Source organism: Pseudomonas sp. S3_E10 (assembly GCF_054667615.1).
In genome coordinates this window covers 5,728,098-5,740,755 of record NZ_CP162743.1, presented here as the reverse complement: position 1 = coordinate 5,740,755, position 12,658 = coordinate 5,728,098, and the positions used below count along the sequence as shown (strand labels likewise).

The 12,658-nt window shown below is 62.5% G+C and carries 12 protein-coding genes; 5 read left to right on the top strand and 7 right to left on the bottom strand.

The features are described from left to right. The first annotated feature begins 158 nt into the window (after positions 1-158). Positions 159-851, top strand: a complete 693-nt coding sequence (locus AB4N98_RS26350; RefSeq protein WP_460149062.1) for an aspartate/glutamate racemase family protein — start codon at positions 159-161, stop codon at positions 849-851. On the opposite strand, the gene AB4N98_RS26345 is transcribed toward AB4N98_RS26350, so the two are convergent. The 4 genes from AB4N98_RS26345 to AB4N98_RS26330 all read right to left on the bottom strand — a co-directional run bounded on the left by AB4N98_RS26345 (position 848) and on the right by AB4N98_RS26330 (position 4,882). After that, on the bottom strand, positions 848-1,360 hold the full coding sequence (locus AB4N98_RS26345; protein WP_065879058.1) for a GNAT family N-acetyltransferase: 513 nt from the start codon (positions 1,358-1,360) through the stop codon (positions 848-850). The two genes, AB4N98_RS26350 and AB4N98_RS26345, sit on opposite strands and share 4 nt — an antisense overlap. A 61-nt stretch (positions 1,361-1,421) precedes the next feature. Beyond that, positions 1,422-2,492, bottom strand: a complete 1,071-nt coding sequence (locus AB4N98_RS26340) for a DUF1176 domain-containing protein (protein WP_065879057.1) — start codon at positions 2,490-2,492, stop codon at positions 1,422-1,424. Between the two features lie 52 nt (positions 2,493-2,544). Beyond that, complete coding sequence (locus AB4N98_RS26335) at positions 2,545-3,684, bottom strand: glycerate kinase (protein ID WP_065879056.1); 1,140 nt, start codon at positions 3,682-3,684, stop codon at positions 2,545-2,547. Positions 3,685-3,775: 91 nt separating this feature from the next. Next, positions 3,776-4,882, bottom strand: coding sequence for a sugar diacid recognition domain-containing protein (locus AB4N98_RS26330; RefSeq protein ID WP_065879145.1), 1,107 nt, complete (start codon positions 4,880-4,882; stop codon positions 3,776-3,778). A gap of 174 nt (positions 4,883-5,056) precedes the next feature. Between AB4N98_RS26330 and AB4N98_RS26325 the strand changes: the two genes are divergently transcribed. After that, a complete protein-coding gene (locus AB4N98_RS26325; RefSeq protein WP_065879055.1) occupies positions 5,057-6,367 on the top strand; it encodes an MFS transporter in 1,311 nt (436 codons plus the stop codon). Between the two features lie 48 nt (positions 6,368-6,415). On the opposite strand, the gene AB4N98_RS26320 is transcribed toward AB4N98_RS26325, so the two are convergent. Beyond that, complete coding sequence (locus tag AB4N98_RS26320) at positions 6,416-7,120, bottom strand: SDR family oxidoreductase (RefSeq protein WP_460149060.1); 705 nt, start codon at positions 7,118-7,120, stop codon at positions 6,416-6,418. Positions 7,121-7,221: 101 nt separating this feature from the next. Between AB4N98_RS26320 and AB4N98_RS26315 the strand changes: the two genes are divergently transcribed. From AB4N98_RS26315 to rarD, 3 genes are all read left to right on the top strand, one after another. Continuing rightward, complete coding sequence (locus tag AB4N98_RS26315) at positions 7,222-8,124, top strand: LysR family transcriptional regulator (RefSeq protein ID WP_135196671.1); 903 nt, start codon at positions 7,222-7,224, stop codon at positions 8,122-8,124. An 83-nt stretch (positions 8,125-8,207) separates the two neighbouring features. Next, on the top strand, positions 8,208-9,218 hold the full coding sequence (locus tag AB4N98_RS26310) for an aldo/keto reductase (protein WP_065879053.1): 1,011 nt from the start codon (positions 8,208-8,210) through the stop codon (positions 9,216-9,218). 186 nt (positions 9,219-9,404) lie between these two features. Further along, positions 9,405-10,286, top strand: a complete 882-nt coding sequence (gene rarD / locus AB4N98_RS26305; RefSeq protein ID WP_017528069.1) for an EamA family transporter RarD — start codon at positions 9,405-9,407, stop codon at positions 10,284-10,286. A gap of 54 nt (positions 10,287-10,340) precedes the next feature. Here rarD and hppD read toward each other — a convergent pair whose 3' ends face one another. Beyond that, entirely contained in the window at positions 10,341-11,417 is a 1,077-nt protein-coding gene (gene hppD / locus AB4N98_RS26300; RefSeq protein ID WP_017528070.1) for a 4-hydroxyphenylpyruvate dioxygenase, read from the bottom strand. A 241-nt stretch (positions 11,418-11,658) separates the two neighbouring features. Continuing rightward, positions 11,659-12,582 carry a DMT family transporter gene (locus tag AB4N98_RS26295; protein ID WP_065879052.1) on the bottom strand — a complete coding sequence of 308 codons (924 nt, stop codon included), beginning with the start codon at positions 12,580-12,582 and terminating at the stop codon, positions 11,659-11,661. Positions 12,583-12,658: the final 76 nt, after the last annotated feature.

Sequence of the window (12,658 nt, the reverse complement as noted above, 5' to 3'; positions counted from 1 at the left end):
AGCTGTAGGTATAGCCAATCCTGGGGAATACACCTCATTGACGGCGCCTGGCATGCGCGCTCAGACCAAACTGCACCGCTCATTTGCGCGGTAACTGCGTATGACTATTGCCCTGCCAGTGAGTAAGGTGAAACCACATCCATTGTCAGGAACATCACATGCGCACCATCGGCCTTATCGGCGGCATGAGCTGGGAGTCCAGCGCCGAGTATTACCGCATCATCAACCAGTGCGTGCGCGACCAACTCGGCCCGCTGCGCTCGGCACAAGTGTTGATGTACAGCGTGGACTTCGGCCCGGTGGAGCAAGCCCAGCATGCCGGACGCTGGGACGACAACGCGCTGATCCTCGAAGATGCCGCCCGCCGCTTGCAGGCGGGTGGCGCCGAATGCGTGGTGCTGTGTACCAACACCATGCACAAGCTGGCGCCGCGAATCGAAGCGGCAGTGTCGATTCCGTTCCTGCATATCGCCGATGCCGCCGCGTTGGCCGCCGTGGAAGCCGGGACGTTGACGGTTGGTTTGCTCGGCACGGCCTTCACCATGGAGCAGGACTTTCTTACGTCCCGACTGACCGGCCACGGCCTGACCGTGCTGTTACCGGACGCGGATGAACGCAAGGAGGTGCATCGCGTTATCTATGAGGAGCTGTGCGTCGGCGTGATCAGCGACACTTCACGCCGGACTTACCAACGGGTCATCCAGTCCCTGGCCGCGCGCGGCGCTCAGGCGGTGATCCTCGGTTGCACGGAAATCGGCCTGTTGATCAAGCCCGAACACAGCGAGTTGCCGCTGCTGGACACCACCGCGCTGCATGCGCAGGCGGCGGTGGCGTTTGCCTTGCAGGACTAAGCGCGCGTGCGCAGGCGCGCCATGCTGACGGTGTCGACAAACACCCCATCACGCAGGGCGCTGTCACGCAGCACACCTTCTACCTCGAAGCCGAATTTACGGTACAGGCGTTGCGCCGCTTCGTTGTCGACGTACACCGTCAGCTCCACACGATGCAGGTTCATCCAGTTGTCGGCCACGTCCAGCGCGGCCGTCAACAGGCGCGAGCCCACGCCTTTGCCTTGCCAGGCCGTGGCCACGCCCATGCCGAACGAACCGACATGGGCCTGGCGCACGCGCAGGTACTGTTGCAGGCCGAGTTGGCCAATGACCTCGCCGCCATGCACGGCCACCAGTTGCAGGCGCCGCTCATCGTCCATCACCAGTTTTTTGCGCCACGCCTCCACCGATTGGAAAGGCATCTGCAGCACCTGACGGCACACGGCAGGTTCGTTATAGAGCGCCGCAACGCCTTCAAGATGGGCCTCGGTAAAGCGCTGGATGACGATATGAGGTTCAGGCGTGTGCATGGTGCTTCATCCTTTGAATAACACATGGCCGGCCAGTGTAGAGGCCCTCCCCGCTTGATGGCTAGGGCGCAGGTGCGGTCGACCACAAAGACGGCCAATCCCCGTAGGCCACCCCGGTGCAACGCGGCATCATTTTGAATTCGCTGAGCTGGAAGCCCTTGCCGTCAAACACCCACACCCCCCCGCCGCCACAATCGCCGATCCCGCGTTGTTTGTAGAAGTAGCTCAAGGTGCCCGTGGCCGGGTCATAGCCGACCGAGCCTTGCAGCGCCGCGTCCTCCAGTGGCAAAGACTCAAGCTGCAGGGTTGTTTCGGCATATGGCGCCTGGCGCTGGCGGCTGACCACGTCGTACTCGCAGTTGTAGGCCGCGCAGTCATAACGCACCACGGTCATTGCTTGCTGCGCCGTCAGCGCACCGGCGCTGGCCTCCGGTTCGCCGCCCGTGCCGTTGACCTCAGGCGTGATGGGGCGCAGCGCAGCCGCTACCAGGCCGGCCTGCTCCTGTGCGGTCAACGCGGGTGCCCCCGGGAATTTGCGCAATACCGGGGTCGGCAAACGCGCCGGCACGGCACTGGCCGCGCCTTTACCCGGCCGGGCCAGCGCGGTGAGGTTATCCACCCGCCCCTGCACCGCATCTATCAACAGCAGCGAAGCGCTCAGCCCGCTCAACGACACATGGGCGTCCTTGTCATCCGGTAGCTCCAGACGCTTGCCATCGCGCAAGGCCTGCAACCAACGGCGGGCCGCGGCCTCCTCGATCACACCGTAGGACCGCACCTCGGGATCGCCGCCCTGATCGTCCAGTTCGACGTGCAAATCCCGAGTCAACTCCAGGCCCAGCGGCTGACCGTCCAATCGCAAGGTGGCCAGGTCCAGCGCTTCGCCACGATGGTCGAAGCGCAAGCGCAGGTAGCCCTCGGCCCCGGCCTGATGCCAGATGTGCAACGTCAACGAGCTGTAGTCCTCTTCGTCGACCCCACTGGGCGCGCTGAGGGCATGGCAATTGCGCAGGTTGTCGCAACCGATCACCCACTCCTTGATTTCCCGCAGCAGCGGTACGGTTTCGGGTTTGGCTTGAGCAAGGGTGGCAGTGCCGCTCAGCAGCAGGGCCAGAAGTACGGGGCGCAGCATGGGACTCTCCGTGTCGAAAAGGCGCGGATTGTCCCATGTTCTGACGGGTGCGTCAGCGCTTGGCAGCCACCCGCCACACCCGCGCAATATCCGCCGCCCGCTCACTCAACAAACGCGGTGCTTCAGCGCACGCCTGTTCCAGGCTGGTGGGCCCTGAAGGCAACGCGAATGCGGCGTCGACGCCATGGGCGTACATCTGCTCGTAACCATCGCCCAGGGTGCCGGCGATGACGATCACCGGCACGCCGTGTTGCCGGGCGATGTGCGCCACACCGAAGGGCGTTTTGCCGCGCAGGGTCTGGGCGTCGAAACGGCCTTCGCCGGTAATCACAAGGTCGGCGCCGCGCACGGCTTGATCAAGGCCGACCAACTCAGCCACGACCTCCACACCCGCACGGAACTGCGCCCCCAGGAAGGCTTTGGCGGCGAAGCCCAGGCCACCCGCCGCGCCGCTGCCGGGTTCGTCGCGTACATCCCTGGGCAACACGCGGGCACAATGGTCGGCGAAATGGCCGAGCGCAGCATCAAGTTGCCTGACGTGCTCGGGGGTGGCACCTTTCTGCGGGCCGAAAATCGCCGAGGCACCCTGGGGGCCGCACAGTGGGTTATTTACGTCGGCGGCGATTTCAAAGCGCACCTCGGCCAAGCGTGGGTCGAGGTGTTCAAGACTCATACGGGCCAGGCGCGATAAGGCCAGGCCGCCAGGTGCCAGCGCTTGCTCCTGGGCGTCGAACACTTGCAGACCCAGCGCTTGCATCGCTCCGGCACCGCCATCGTTGGTGGCACTGCCGCCAATCGCCAGGATGATGCGCTGGGCACCGGCATCCAGGGCCGCGCGGATCAGTTCTCCGGTGCCGAAGGTGCTGGTGATGCACGCATCGCGCTGGCCGGGCGGCACCCGTTGCAGACCGCTGGCTTCGGCCATTTCGATGATCGCCGTGCGGCTGTCGGCCAACCAGCCCCAACGCGCGTCGACCGCCGCGCCCAGCGGCCCGCGCACCGTTTGGTGGCGCAGTTCGCCGTTGCAGGCGGCGAGCACCGAATCCACCGTGCCTTCACCGCCGTCCGCCATCGGGCATTGGATCAACTGTGCGTCCGGCCAGACCTGGGCCAGCCCATGGGCGATAGCCTGGGCGACGCCTTCAGCACTCAGGCTGTCCTTGAACGAGTCGGGGGCGATGATGATTTTCATGGGCTTTCTCCGGTTTTTATAACGCCCATGCTGCCAGCTGGCACCGGGATTGACGCCGGTCAGATGCACAAGTGCGGGTGAGCTTTGTTGTTCATTCCGACAAAGACTGGGGCAGCAACTGCACGCCGAGGTACAAGGCAAGCATGCCGTCCAGGGTCAACGGGTCGACGCCGCTGAGTTCCGCGATGCGCTCCATGCGATAACGCAGGCTATTGCGGTGAATGCCCAGCGCATCGGCGCAGGCCTGGCTCTGGCCGTCGTGCTCGCACCAGCTGCGCAGCGTGGCCAGCAGTTGGCCGTTGCTGTCCTTGGCCAGCACGTTGCGCAGAGGGTTGAGCAGTTCGTCGAGGGCATCATCGTTGCGATGGCGCCAGAGCATCACCGGCAGGCGATAACGGCTGAGCGTCAGCAGCCGCGAGTGCGGCAGCACATCGCGACCGTACGCCAGCAGGTCACCGACGCGTCGGTAGCAACGCCGCAGGCCGGGCAAACCATTGGCTTGCCCGCCCACGGCCACCCGCAGGATCGTCCAACCTTGAGCGTCGAGCTTCTCCAGCAGGCGCAGGTTGTCCACCTGAACGGCCGCCGGCCGGCACCACAACAGCGAAAACTGCGCTGAGCTGACGCACCAACTGTCCGGGTAACGCGAGGTCAGCCAGGTGCTCAAGGCTTCCGCCGATTGGCCAGGGCCCAGCTCGAACAGGTAAGGCGTGCGCGCCAGTTGCGGTTTGAGCCCCAGTTGCTGGGCTTCATCGACCAGGCGCGGTGAGTCGCCGGTGTCGGCCAGCAGCAATGCCAGCAGGTCATCGCAACGCTGGCGCCGCCAGTGCTGCTCGGCTTGCTGGTGACGATGGCTGACCAGCATTTCGGCGGTCATGCGCACCAGTTCGGCATACGTGCGCAGCAACTCCGGCTCGCCGGTGATGCCCAGCACGCCGATCAGGCGCTGATCGTGCATCAGCGGCAGGTTGATACCCGGCTGCACGCCCTTGAGGTGCTTGGCGGTCTGGCCGTCGATTTCCACCACGCGCCCATTGGCCAGCACCAGTTGCGCCCCCTCATGGCGGGTGTTGATGCGCTCGGCTTCACCGCTGCCCAGGATCAGCCCCTGGCTGTCCATGACGTTGACGTTGTAGGGCAAAATCGCCATGGTCCGATCGACGATATCCTGCGCCAGGTCATGATCCAGCTCGAACACGGGGGCCATCTCCTCGAAAAAGTCCTGCACGGCAGGGTTGTTCATCGGCACAGCGCAAAGCCGGCTTGTCTGTGCGCGAGCACAAAGACAGCACCCCGCCGCGTGGCCGAGACTCGTTGGGCGATCAACGTTACCCGCGCATCGCGCAAAATCATAATAAATAGAGAGAACGCCATGTCACAGAGCGCCGCTGCCCCACTGACCACCGATGACGATAAAAACGCCATCTATAAGCGCATTACCCTGCGCCTGATCCCGTTCATTTTCATCTGCTATCTGTTCAACTACCTCGACCGGGTCAACGTTGGCTTTGCCAAGTTGCAGATGCTCGATGCACTGAAGTTCAGCGAAACCGTGTACGGCCTGGGAGCCGGGATCTTCTTTATCGGCTACGTGCTGTGCGGCGTGCCGAGCAACCTGGCGCTGACCCGGTTCGGTCCACGTCGCTGGATTGCCTTGATGATGATCGTGTGGGGCACCCTGTCCACCTGCCTGTTGTTCGTGACCACGCCGACGCATTTCTACACCCTGCGCCTGTTTACCGGTGCCGCCGAAGCCGGGTTCTTCCCCGGTGTGGTGCTGTACCTTGCGCAGTGGTTCCCGACGTTCCGTCGTGGGCGGATCATGGCCCTGTTCATGTCGGCGATCCCGGTGTCGGGGTTGCTCGGCAGCCCGTTTTCCGGCTGGATTCTCAACCACTTCGCCGCCGGCCAAGGTGGCTTGGCCGGCTGGCAGTGGATGTTTCTGCTGCAAGGCATCCCGACCGTGATCCTCGGCGCCCTCGCCTACTTCCTGCTCAGTGACAGCTTCGCCAACGCCAAGTGGCTCACGCCGCACGAGCGCGCGGTGCTGGAAACCGACCAGGCCACCGACCAGGCAAACAAACCCAAGGCCACCACCGACTCGCTGGGGCAAGTATTCAAGAACCCGGCCATCTGGGCCTTCGGGCTGATCTACTTCTGCATCCAGAGCGGTGTGTACGCGATCAACTTCTGGTTGCCGTCGATCATCAAGAACCTGGGGTTCAGCGATAACCTGGTGATTGGCTGGCTCAGTGCGGTCCCTTACCTGCTGGCGGCGGTATTCATGTTGCTGGTGGGGCGTTCCGCCGACTTGCGCAAAGAGCGTCGCTGGCACTTGGTGGTGCCGATGTTGATGGGCGCCATTGGCTTGGTGATCGCGGTGAATTTCGCCACTACGCCGGCGCTCGCCATCCTCGGGCTGACTATCGCCACCATGGGCGCCCTCACCGGCCTGCCGATGTTCTGGCCGGTGCCTACCGCTATGCTCAGCGCGGGCGCGGCGGCCGGTGGGTTGGCGCTGATCAACTCCATGGGCCAGATGGCCGGCTTCCTCAGCCCGTATATCGTCGGTTTCGTGAAGGATGCCACCGGGTCCACGGATATGGCGCTTTACCTGCTGGCCGCAGTGATTGTGGCCGGCAGTGTGTTGGCATTGCGGATGACGCGCAGCCTCAACGCCTGATGCGGTCAGTGCGGGAGGGCTTTGCGCCCTCCCACCTTGGAGGCGGTGTTACAGCAAGCCACCGCCGTCAATGTCGATTACGGCGCCGGTCATGTAACCGTTTTCCATGGCCAGCACATAGCCCGCCGCCACTTCTTCCGCCTGGCCTACCCGGCCAACCGGCAATGCGTTACCGGCCTTGGCAAACATCGCCAGGCGCGATTCCTCGGCCAACCCCGCGTACGCCGGCGTATCAATGACCCCCGGGCTGATCACATTGACCCGACGCGGTGCGAGTTCCTTGGCCAACTGTTTGCCCAGTGCCTCGGTCGCGGCATTGATGCCGACCTTTATAAACTGGCCCGGCACTAATTTACGCCCCAGTTGCCCGGAGGTCAGGCTGATGCTGCCGCGCTCATCCAGAAAGGGCAGCGCCCGTTGAATAGCGCGCAATCCGCCCCAGAGTTTCACATTGAAATTGTCCTGGGCCTGCTCCAAGTCTGTCTCGCTCAAGGGGTTGGCGCGTACCGAAGGGCCAGACGTATACACCAGATGATCAAAATGCCCCACGCGTTCGAACAACCGTTGCAGGGATGCCGGGTCGGTGACGTCCACCGGTTCGCTGCGTACGCCATCGTCGGTAGTGGACGACAAGCGCCGCCCGGCCAGTATCACGTGTGCGCCACGCACCATGGCCGCCTCGGCCACCGCCGCGCCAATACCGCTGCTGCCGCCGATCACAATCACGGTTTTGCCGTTGAGGGGGGATGTCATGGGAAAGGTCCTTGGGGTCGAAAGTGAGCGTTCATCTTCCCAGCTTGGCAATCGCCGAAAAATCCCGGTAAAACGACAGGATCTTTAAAGGATTTTTATAAATGAGCTCGATCCTCGACCTTGAAGTCTTTGTGCGCACGGCCGACACCGGCAGCCTGTCCGCCGCCGCCCGCGGCCTGGGTTTGACCCCAGCGGCGGCCAGCATTGCGCTCAAACGCCTGGAGACCCGCCTGGGCATTCGCCTGCTCGCGCGTTCCACCCGCAGCATGCGCCTGACCGAAGAAGGCAAGCGCTACCTCGACAGCGTGCGCGAGGCCCTGGCGGCGCTGGCCGAAGGCGAGCAGGCGCTCAAGCAGCAGAGCCAAGGGCTGACCGGCCTGCTGCAATTGGCTGCACCGTCGGATTTCGGGCGCAACGTAGTGCTTGGCTGGCTGGACGAGTTCAAGCTGGAACACCCGAATATCCGCCTGCAACTGCTGCTTAACGACAGCAATGCCGACCTGTTCCGCGACACCGTCGACATCGCCCTGCGCTTCGGCGTGCCGAGGGACTCGAGCCTGGTGGCGCTGCCGGTGGTGCCGGGCCACCGGCGCATAGCCTGCGCCAGCCCCGATTACCTCGCGCGCCATGGCACACCCACCACGCCGGAGCAGTTGGCGCAGCACAATACGCTGCGCTACATGCGCCAGGGCCGGGCCAGCAGCACCTGGTTCTTTCGCCAGGGCGACGACCTGCAGGAAGTTGAAGTGACCGGCGACTACTTGAGCGATGACGGTGAAATCGTGCGGCGCTGGGCCTTGGCCGGCCACGGTATTGCGTATAAGGCCAACCTGGATATCGCCCGGGACCTCAAGGCCGGCCGCCTGGTGCAACTGCTGCCGGACTGGCAAGGCGAACCCACACCATTCAACCTGATGTGCCCGCACCGCCTGCAAGTGTCGGAGCGGGTAAAAGTGCTGCACCGATTTCTACAAGTGCGCTGCCAGGCGTTGCTGCGCACGTGAAGAAATGCGCACGGGGCTTGTTCCAGAGCCTTTGAGTCTGGTATTGCATGACGCTCACGTTTCCCAGACTTGAGGAGCTTTGCATGATTTACCGCACATTGGGCCAGTCCGGGTTGAAGGTCAGCGCCCTGACCCTGGGCACCATGATGTTTGGCGAACAGACCAACACCGAGGACTCGCTGCGCATCATCGACAAGGCCTGGGACCAAGGCATCAATTTTATCGACACGGCCGACGTATACACCGGCGGCCGCTCCGAAGAACTGGTCGGCGAAGCCATTGCCCGCCAGCGCCAGGATTGGGTGGTGGCGTCCAAAGTCGGCTTCGGCCCGCCCGACGGCTTACCCAACCGCAGCGGTTTGAGCCGCAAGCGCATTTTCAATGCCATTGAAGCCAGCCTGACCCGGCTCGACACCGACTACCTGGACATCTATTACCTGCATCGCGAAGACCACGCCACGCCGCTGGAGGTCACTGTATCGGCCATCGGCGACCTGATTCGCCAGGGCAAGATCCGCTATTGGGGCCTGTCCAACTATCGCGGCTGGCGCATCGCCGAGGTCATCCGCGTGGCCGAGCGCCTGGGCGTGGATAAACCGGTGATCAGCCAGCCGCTGTACAACATCGTCAATCGCCAGGCCGAGGTGGAACAGATCACCGCTGCGGCGGCGTATGGCCTGGGGGTGGTGCCCTATAGCCCGCTGGCCCGGGGCGTGCTCAGCGGCAAATATGCGCCGGATGTGACCCCGCAAGCGGGCAGCCGCGCCGCGCGCCAGGACAAACGCATCCTTGAAACCGAATGGCGTGTGGAGTCGTTGCGCATTGCCCAGCAGATTCAGGAGTACGCCCAAGCGCGCGGCGTGGGGGTTGTGGAATTCGCGATCGCCTGGGTACTGAACAACGCGGCGGTGAGTTCGGCGATCGTCGGGCCGCGCACCGAGGCGCAGTGGGACGCCTACACGGGGGCGCTGGGCGTGAAGATTACGGCGCAGGATGAAGCGTTTATCGATTCGTTGGTCACGCCGGGGCATTCGTCCACGCCGGGGTTCAATGATGTGAGCCACTTTGTCTCGGGCCGGGCGGCGTACGCCTAGCCAGCCTCTCGGGCGTACTGGAAATATGTGGGGGTCGACAGCCCCCACATTCGATCTGGGTAAACCGACCTTTTTTGGTCATTTTCCGTCTCCCGCCCCAAAACAGCGCACCCTTTGCCGCTGAAAGCACCATAATCCGCTCTCGATTCTCCCTGTTTATTTCCAATCGGCTTTCGCGAGGGCAGCGTGTCTAAAGGTGTTGTGTTATCGGTATCGGCCTCGGTGTTGTTTGCCGTCATGTATTACTTCACGTCGCTTCTCACGCCGTTGAGCGGCCTGGAGATTTTCGGCTGGCGCATGTTGCTGACCGTGCCGTGCATGACGGTGTTCATGATCGTCAGCGGCGAATGGCGGCGGGTGCGCGAGTTGCTCTACGTACTGGTGGCCAAGCCTCGATGGATTGCCGGGGTAGTGCTGTCTTCGGCGCTGCTTGGCGTGCAGTTGTGGCTGTTCATGTGGGCGCCGCTGAACGGGCGCAGCCTGGATGTGTCGGTGGGTTACTTCCTGCTGCCGCTGACCATGGTGTTGACCGGGCGTCTGGTATGGGGCGAACAGCTGTCCTACCTGCAAAAAATCGCTGTGTTTTGCGCTGCCCTCGGGGTGCTTAACGAGCTGTACCAGGCCGGCGGTTTTTCCTGGGCGACGCTGGTGGTGATCATCGGCTACCCGCTGTATTTCATCCTGCGCAAATACCTCAAGACCGATCACCTTGGCGGGCTGTGGCTGGATATGGCGTTGATGCTGCCGGTGGCCTGGTGGTTTGTGCAAAGCGGCGAACAAGGCTTTGCGGTGATGGATGCGCACCCCAAGCTGTATGCGTTGATCCCCTTGCTGGGCCTGATCAGTGCCTCGGCCTTGGTCAGCTATATCATCGCCAGCCGTTTGTTGGCGTTCAGCCTGTTCGGGCTGCTCAGTTACGTCGAACCGGTGTTGCTGCTGGTAGTGGCCCTGTTGCTGGGTGAAGGGGTCAAGCCGGGGCAATGGCTGACCTATATTTCGATCTGGGTCGCCGTGATGGTACTGGTGTTCGAAGGGTTCAAGCACTTGGTGCGCCAGCAGCGGGCCTGATGCCCTGGCAATAGAAAGCCCGGCCGAGGTTGCCCTCGGCCGGGCTTTTTGCACTTACTCGGCGGTCAAGACGCCGCGACGTACCTGGTCCCGCTCGATGGACTCGAACAACGCTTTGAAGTTGCCTTCGCCAAACCCATCATCGCCCTTGCGCTGGATGAACTCGAAAAACACCGGGCCCATCAAGGTTTCCGAGAAGATTTGCAGCAACAGACGCTTATCACCTTCGATGGACGAGCCATCCAGCAGGATGCCACGCGCCTGCAATTGATCCACCGGCTCGCCATGGTTCGGCAGGCGGCCTTCGAGCATTTCATAGTAGGTGTCCGGCGGCGCGGTCATGAAGCGCATGCCGATCTTCTTCAGCGCGTCCCAGGTCTTGATCAGGTCGTCGGTGAGGAATGCCACGTGCTGGATGCCTTCACCGTTGAACTGCATCAGGAACTCTTCGATCTGCCCGGCGCCCTTGGACGACTCTTCGTTCAGCGGGATACGGATTCTGCCGTCCGGCGCGCTCATGGCCTTGGACGTCAGGCCGGTGTACTCGCCCTTGATATCGAAGTAACGCGCTTCACGGAAGTTGAACAGTTTCTCGTAGAAGTTGGCCCAATAAGCCATGCGCCCGCGATAGACGTTGTGGGTCAGGTGGTCGATGACCTTCAGGCCGGCGCCTTGCGGGTTGCGGTCCACGCCGTCGAGGAACACGAAGTCGATGTCATAGATCGAGCTGCCTTCGCCAAAACGGTCGATCAGGTACAACGGCGCGCCGCCGATGCCTTTGATCGCCGGCAGGTTCAGCTCCATCGGGCCGGTTTCGATGTGGATCGGCTGGGCGCCCAGTTCCAGGGCACGGTTATAGGCGTGCTGCGAGTCCTTGACGCGGAACGCCATGCCGCACACCGATGGGCCATGCTCAGCGGCAAAGTACGAAGCGATGCTGTTGGGCTCGTTGTTGAGGATCAGGTTGATCTCGCCCTGGCGGTACAGGTGCACGTTTTTGGAACGGTGGGTCGCGACTTTGCTGAAGCCCATGATCTCGAAGATCGGCTCCAAGGTGCCCGGGGTTGGCGATGCGAACTCGATGAATTCAAAGCCCATCAGGCCCATTGGGTTTTCGTATTGGTCGGCCATTTCGGCGCCTCATTCTTGTGATTAACGGATGTCAATTGCCAGCAAGGATGAGGCGAACAGGTGGCGCGCAGGACAGGCCTCGCACGCTGCGGGCGAGGAAGTCACCAAAGATGAGGGGGGAACCGTGTCGCTTCATGGTGTCATCAGTCTCTGACGGCCGAGGCTTGCGTGAGCGCAAGTCCATATTCTTGTATGCGTAAATCGATTCTACACAGCGTAACAGGGTTTGTCCGTACTCTTATCAAATCCCCATTACCCGCGCCCGTGCAAGGGGTTTGTTGCACAGGTAGATGCCCAGCAGAATGACTGCCCCGCCCAGCAACATGGGGACGGTCAATTGCTCGCCCAGCAGCAACGCGCCGCAGATGACGGCGGTCAGCGGGTTGAGTGCGATAAATACGCCGGAGCGTGTCGCGCCGATACGCCGGAGACCGTCGTAGTAGCCGATATAGGCCAGCGCCGAACCCAATACGCCCAGATACACCAGACTCAGCAGTTGTGGCAGGTCGATACGGGCAACCGCTTCAAGCGTGATACCGCCGCTCAGTGCGGTTGTGGCGGTCAGCATCAACGTGCCCAGCAGCACTGACCAGGTGACGGTCTGCAACGGGCCCAGGGTGGCGTTCAACCCGCGGGAAAACAACGAATAAACGCCCCAAGCCAACACACAGCCGAAGATCAGCAGATCCCCGAGCCAACTCTGGGGGGCGACCTGCATCAGTTGCGGGTTGCGGCTGACAATCACCGTGGCGGCACCGCCCAGGCACAGCGCGATGCCCATGACTTTACTGCGCCCCGAGCGCTCTTTGAACAGCAGCCAGGAGGCCAGCCCAATCACGGCCGGGTTCAACGCCACGATCAACGACGCCCGCGACGCATTGATGTAGTGCAACCCATAGAAGAAGCACAGGTTGTAGAAAAAAATCCCAAAGAACCCCAGCACCGCCAACAGCGCCAATTGCTGAAGGCTTGGACGAACCAGGGGAATGCGGGCCACGCCCATGAACAGTAACAAGGCCAGGCTCGCCAGGAGAAAACGCAGGCTGGCGGCCAATAGCGGGTCGACCTGATTCGCCAGGTATCGCCCGGCGACAAAGGTGCCGCCCCAAATCATGGTGACGGCGGCGAGTTTGCAGTAAGTGAGGCGATCAGAGGTGGCGCGCATGAAGTGGGCTCGAAGAACAGGAGAATGGGCGTATTCTTCAGCTAATAAGCCATCATCGTAAAATGAGCATTTACTC

Bases quoted from the DNA above. Each gene is read 5' to 3' on its own strand.
- AB4N98_RS26350 (WP_460149062.1), top strand. From the start codon at position 159: ATGCGCACCATCGGCCTTATCGGCGGCATGAGCTGGGAGTCCAGCGCC.
- AB4N98_RS26345 (WP_065879058.1), bottom strand. From the start codon at position 1,360: ATGCACACGCCTGAACCTCATATCGTCATCCAGCGCTTTACCGAGGCC.
- AB4N98_RS26340 (WP_065879057.1), bottom strand. From the start codon at position 2,492: ATGCTGCGCCCCGTACTTCTGGCCCTGCTGCTGAGCGGCACTGCCACC.
- AB4N98_RS26335 (WP_065879056.1), bottom strand. From the start codon at position 3,684: ATGAAAATCATCATCGCCCCCGACTCGTTCAAGGACAGCCTGAGTGCT.
- AB4N98_RS26325 (WP_065879055.1), top strand. From the start codon at position 5,057: ATGTCACAGAGCGCCGCTGCCCCACTGACCACCGATGACGATAAAAAC.
- AB4N98_RS26320 (WP_460149060.1), bottom strand. From the start codon at position 7,120: ATGACATCCCCCCTCAACGGCAAAACCGTGATTGTGATCGGCGGCAGC.
- AB4N98_RS26315 (WP_135196671.1), top strand. From the start codon at position 7,222: ATGAGCTCGATCCTCGACCTTGAAGTCTTTGTGCGCACGGCCGACACC.
- AB4N98_RS26310 (WP_065879053.1), top strand. From the start codon at position 8,208: ATGATTTACCGCACATTGGGCCAGTCCGGGTTGAAGGTCAGCGCCCTG.
- hppD (WP_017528070.1), bottom strand. From the start codon at position 11,417: ATGGCCGACCAATACGAAAACCCAATGGGCCTGATGGGCTTTGAATTC.
- AB4N98_RS26295 (WP_065879052.1), bottom strand. From the start codon at position 12,582: ATGCGCGCCACCTCTGATCGCCTCACTTACTGCAAACTCGCCGCCGTC.